The organism is Dietzia sp. HMSC21D01 (assembly GCF_001815995.1).
Classification (GTDB): Bacteria; Actinomycetota; Actinomycetes; order Mycobacteriales; family Mycobacteriaceae; genus Dietzia; species Dietzia cinnamea.
The window spans coordinates 1-4,462 of the sequence record NZ_KV823637.1; the positions used below are offsets into that span (position 1 = coordinate 1).

3 protein-coding genes and 2 pseudogenes are annotated in these 4,462 nt (G+C 72.9%); all 5 read right to left on the bottom strand.

Translation table 11 applies throughout. The features are described from left to right. A pseudogene (locus HMPREF3086_RS00995) lies at window positions 1-321 on the bottom strand (DivIVA domain-containing protein); the annotation flags it as partial. Between the two features lie 131 nt (window positions 322-452). Further along, window positions 453-926, bottom strand: a complete 474-nt coding sequence (gene coaD, locus HMPREF3086_RS01000) for a pantetheine-phosphate adenylyltransferase (protein ID WP_070719736.1) — start codon at window positions 924-926, stop codon at window positions 453-455. After that, window positions 923-1,510, bottom strand: coding sequence for a 16S rRNA (guanine(966)-N(2))-methyltransferase RsmD (rsmD, locus tag HMPREF3086_RS01005; protein ID WP_070719737.1), 588 nt, complete (start codon window positions 1,508-1,510; stop codon window positions 923-925). The genes coaD and rsmD overlap by 4 nt, the downstream gene beginning before the upstream one ends. A gap of 16 nt (window positions 1,511-1,526) precedes the next feature. After that, window positions 1,527-3,797, bottom strand: a complete 2,271-nt coding sequence (recG, locus tag HMPREF3086_RS01010) for an ATP-dependent DNA helicase RecG (RefSeq protein WP_070719738.1) — start codon at window positions 3,795-3,797, stop codon at window positions 1,527-1,529. Next, window positions 3,794-4,462: pseudogene (locus tag HMPREF3086_RS01015) on the bottom strand (Dak phosphatase); the annotation flags it as partial. The pseudogene HMPREF3086_RS01015 and the gene recG, both read right to left, overlap by 4 nt.

A 4,462-nucleotide genomic window follows, 5' to 3' on the forward strand; every position in this document is an offset into this window, starting at 1 on the left:
GACCATGCGGTCGGCGCGGGACTTGGCGTCGGCGAGCATCGCGTCGGCGTCCTCGCGGGCGTCGCGCAGGGTCCGGTCCGCCTCGGCGTCCGCGGCGGCGATGGTCTCGCGGGCGGTGGCGTCGGCCTCCGCGAGCACCCGGTCGCGCTGGTCGAGCACGTCCTGGGCGTCGTCGAGTTCACCGGGGAAGGAGTCGCGGATGTCGTCGAGCAACAGCAGGGACTCGTGCCGGGGCACCACGCAGTTCGCGGTCATGGGCAGACTGCGGGCGTCCTCGATCATCGCGTTCAGCTCGTCGAGGGCCTGGAACACTCGGTACACGCTCGTCCCTTCACCGGATCGTCACATTCGTCCCATCAGTGTGCCCGCAACACACGGCGGCGGGCCGGTGCGGAGACGGTGTGTCCGGTGGTCGGGCGATTTCGACCGGGGCGTTCCCGCAGCGCGACGGTTCAGCCCAGACGCTCTCGCAGCGCGACGGCGACCGGCTCCGGCAGCAGGTGCGAGACGTCGCCGCCGAGCCGGGTGACCTCGCGGCACAGCGACGACGACACGAACGCCAGGTCGGCACGCGTCGGCAGGAAGACGGTGTCGACGCCCGCGATCGACCGGTTCATGTGGGCCATCGGCAGCTCGTAGTCGTAGTCGGTGGAGTCGCGCAGGCCCTTGATGACGGCCGTCGCCCCCTGATCGCGGCAGTAGTCCACGAGCAGTCCGTAGAAGCTGTCCACCCGCACGCCGGGCATGTCCGCGCACACCTCGTCGATGAGCGCCTTGCGCTCGTCGATCGTGAAGGTGCCCTGCTTGTTGGGATTGGCGACCACGCACACGATCACGTCGTCGAACAGCTCCGCGGCGCGGCGGATGATGTCGAGGTGCCCGAGGGTCACCGGGTCGAAGGAGCCTGGGCACACGACGGTCGTCATGGGGCGACCGTATCAACCGGCCTGGCCATCTCGATCGTGGTCTCCCCGTACGTGCGCTCGAAGATCACGTCGTAGCCGGCGGGCCACCGTACGGCGGGGTCCCGCTTCGAGCGCTCCCACACGACGAGAGCGTCCTCCGCGAGCCAGCCCCCCTCGAGCAGCGCGGCCAGAACCGGCTCGTCGAGCACGGCCGAGCGCTCGTACGGCGGGTCGGCCAGGACCAGGTGGAATCCGCCGGGCACGGGACAGTCGCCCTCGACGGCTGCCGGGAGGGCCGCCCGTCTGACGGTGGTGCGCAGGGAGGGGGACGACGACGAGGCCCCTGCGGTGTTCTTCTTCAGGCAGGCCACCGCCCGGGGGTTCTCCTCGACGAACCACGCGGTGTCGGCTCCCCGCGACAGGGCCTCGAGCCCGAGCGCCCCGGAGCCGGCGAACAGGTCGAGGACGGCGGCGCCGTCGAGGTCCACCCGGCTGTCGATGGCGCTGAACAGCGCCTCGCGGACCCGGTCGGTGGTGGGCCGTGTGCCAGCAGGCGGCACGGTGATCGACAGCCCGCGCAGGCGGCCGGAGATGATGCGGGTCATTCGGTTTCCCGTCGCGTCAGTATCTGAACAGGTAGTCGGATTCCTCGGAGCCGGCCAGGCGGCGGACGCGCTCGGCGAGGGCGGGGTGCCGGTGCAGGCCCGGGTCCGCCTCGAGGATCTCCTCGGCGTGGCGGCGCGCGATCTCGATGACGTCGCCGTCGTCGACCACCGACAGCAGCCGTAGCGCCGACAGCGCCCCGGACTGCGCGTCCCCCAGGACGTCCCCCTCGCGCCGCTGGACGAGGTCCAGGTGGGCCAGGACGAACCCGTCGGTCGTGGCGGCGACCGCGTCGAGCCGTTCCATGGACCGGCTCCCCGCGCGGGAGTTGGTCACGAGCAGGCACAGTCCCGGGAGCCCGCCGCGGCCGACCCGACCGCGCAGCTGGTGGAGCTGGCTGACGCCGAAACGCTCGGCGTCCATCACCACCATGACCGTGGCCTCGGGGACGTCCACCCCGACCTCGATGACGGTCGTGGACACGAGCACATCGAGGCGGCCCGCGGCGAAATCGGCCATGGTGGCGTCCTTCTCCGCCGACGGGAGCCGGCCGTGCAGGAGGCCGATCCGCAGCCCGGCCAGCGGGCCCGTGGACAGGTACTCGTGCAGATCCACGGCGGCGACCAACGGCGGTCTGTCGCCGCCCTCGTCGTCGTCACCCTTCGTCCCGTCGTCGGACCTGCCGTCGTCGGCGTCGATGCGGGAACACACCACGTACGCCCGGTGGCCGGCGGCCACCTCCTCGCGCACCCGCTCCCACGCCCGCACCAACCACGCCGGCCGCTCCCGCGCGGGCACGACGGACGTCGAGATCGGACGCCGACCCCCGGGGAGCTCCTCGAGCTCGGAGACCTCCAGGTCGCCGAACACCGTCATGGCGATCGTCCGCGGGATGGGGGTCGCGGTCATCACCAGCAGGTGCGGCACCATGCCGGCGCGGCCCTTGGACCGCAGGCGGTCACGCTGTCGCACCCCGAAGCGGTGCTGCTCGTCCACCACCACCAGGCCCAGGTCGAAGAAGTCCACCGAGTCCTGGATCAGGGCGTGGGTGCCCACGACGATCCCCGCCTCGCCGGTGACGATATCGAGCAGGGCCGCCCGCCGCTGGGCGGTCGACATCGACCCCGTGAGCAGCACGACGCGAGTGGCCTCGTCGGCGGCGCCCAGCCGACCGCGCTCGCCGAGGTCGCCGAGCATCGCCGTGAGTGACCGGTGGTGCTGGACCGCCAGGACCTCGGTGGGGGCGAGCATGACGCACTGTCGTCCGGCGTCGAGCACCTGCAGCATCGCGAGCAGCGCGACCACGGTCTTGCCCGAGCCGACCTCACCCTGCAGGAGCCGGTTCATGGGCTCGTCCCGCGCCAGGTCGGCGGAGATCTCCTCCAGCACGGCCTTCTGTCCGTCGGTGAGCTCGAACGGCATGCGGGCGCCCATCGCCGCACGGATACCGTCGTCGCGCACCGGGCTCGCCGGCGCCGGGTCCCGCGCGAGGAACCGGCGCCGCGCGCCGAGCAGCAGCTGCAGGGCGAGCGCCTCGTCGAAGCGCAGCCGGTGGCCCGCGTGGTCCTTCTCCCGCGCGTTCTCGGGCAGATGGGCCTTGCGCAGCGCCTCGTCCAGCCCCATCAACCCCGCCGCCGAGCGCACGGTGTCGTCCAGGGGGTCGACCACCGGCACCAGGGCCCGCAACGCGGTCACGACCGCGCCGAGCAGATCCCAGGAGGTGACGCCCTCCTTCGCGGCGTAGACGGGCAGCAGCGGGCGGTCGAACAGGCTCGGCCCGCCCTCGGCGTCGATCTCCGCCGCGAGCCGGGCCAGCGCCGCGAGGTCACCCGAACCCTTGAGCTGCCCGCCCTGCCCGGAGGCCGGCCGCAGCACCAGGAACTCGGGGTGCTTGAGGTCCGGCGCGCGACGGAAATGCGACACGGTGCCGTCGAACATGGCGAGGGTGCCCACCGGGAGCAGGTACTTGATGCTGCGACCGGCGAAGAAGACCACCCGGAACTCCGTGTCGCCGTCCTCCACGGTGAGCGTGAGCATCTCCCGGGGCTGGCCCTTCTTGGTGTGGTACGTCCTCGTCCGGGCCGTGGTGACCGTGCCGATGACCGTCACGCGCTCGCCGTCGACGAGCTGCCGCTTGTCGTAGCGTTGCCCGTGCTGGCGATAGCGCCGCGGCAGGGTGTGCAGCAGGTCCCCGACGGTCCGGTGGCCGAACGCCGTGGTGATCCGCTCCGCCAGCCCGGGGTCGAGCACCTCGACCAGGGGCGTGTCCGTGGTGGCGAGCGTCGTCATTCGACCCCGACGTGCGCCAGCGCCCGCCCCGGGCCCGCGGCGTAGCCGACGACCTCGATGTCGGGGTGCGCGCTGCGCAGCCTGGACAGCACCGACTCGGTCGCCGCCTCGTCGTACTCGTCTCCGAACAACACCGTGACGAGCTCCCCGCCGGCGGACAGCATCCGGGCGACCAGCGCGCACACCGCCTCGACCGCGTCGGTTTCGATGAGCGCCACGTCGTGGCCGACAACGCCGAGCAGGTCGCCCGCCGCGCACCGGCCGACCAGGGTGAGGGCGTCCTGCTCGGCGCGGACGAGGTGCGCGTGCCGGGTGCCCGCCGCCGCGTCGGCCATCGAGAACCCGTCCAGGGACAGGGTCGTGGTGGGGTCGTGCACGGCGAGCGCGGCCAGCCCCTGGACCACCGATCCCGTCGGCAGGATCAACGCGTGGCCGACGGCGTCCCGCAGGGCGGCGTCGAGCGCGCTGATCCGGTCGCGCGAGAGCTCCCCGTTGGGCAGCACGAGGAGCTCGTCGGCCTCCACGGCCAGCACGGCGTCGACCACACCCTCCCCGTCCTCGCCGGGGTCGACGGTCGCGGCGCCCGCGCCCGCGAACAGCTCGGCGAGCGGGCCGTCCGGGACGACGGCCACCACACGACGCACCCCCGGCTCGCCGCCGGCACC

Coding starts and splice junctions, on each gene's coding strand:
- coaD (WP_070719736.1), bottom strand. CDS start 926: ATGACGACCGTCGTGTGCCCAGGCTCCTTCGACCCGGTGACCCTCGGG.
- rsmD (WP_070719737.1), bottom strand. CDS start 1,510: ATGACCCGCATCATCTCCGGCCGCCTGCGCGGGCTGTCGATCACCGTG.
- recG (WP_070719738.1), bottom strand. CDS start 3,797: ATGACGACGCTCGCCACCACGGACACGCCCCTGGTCGAGGTGCTCGAC.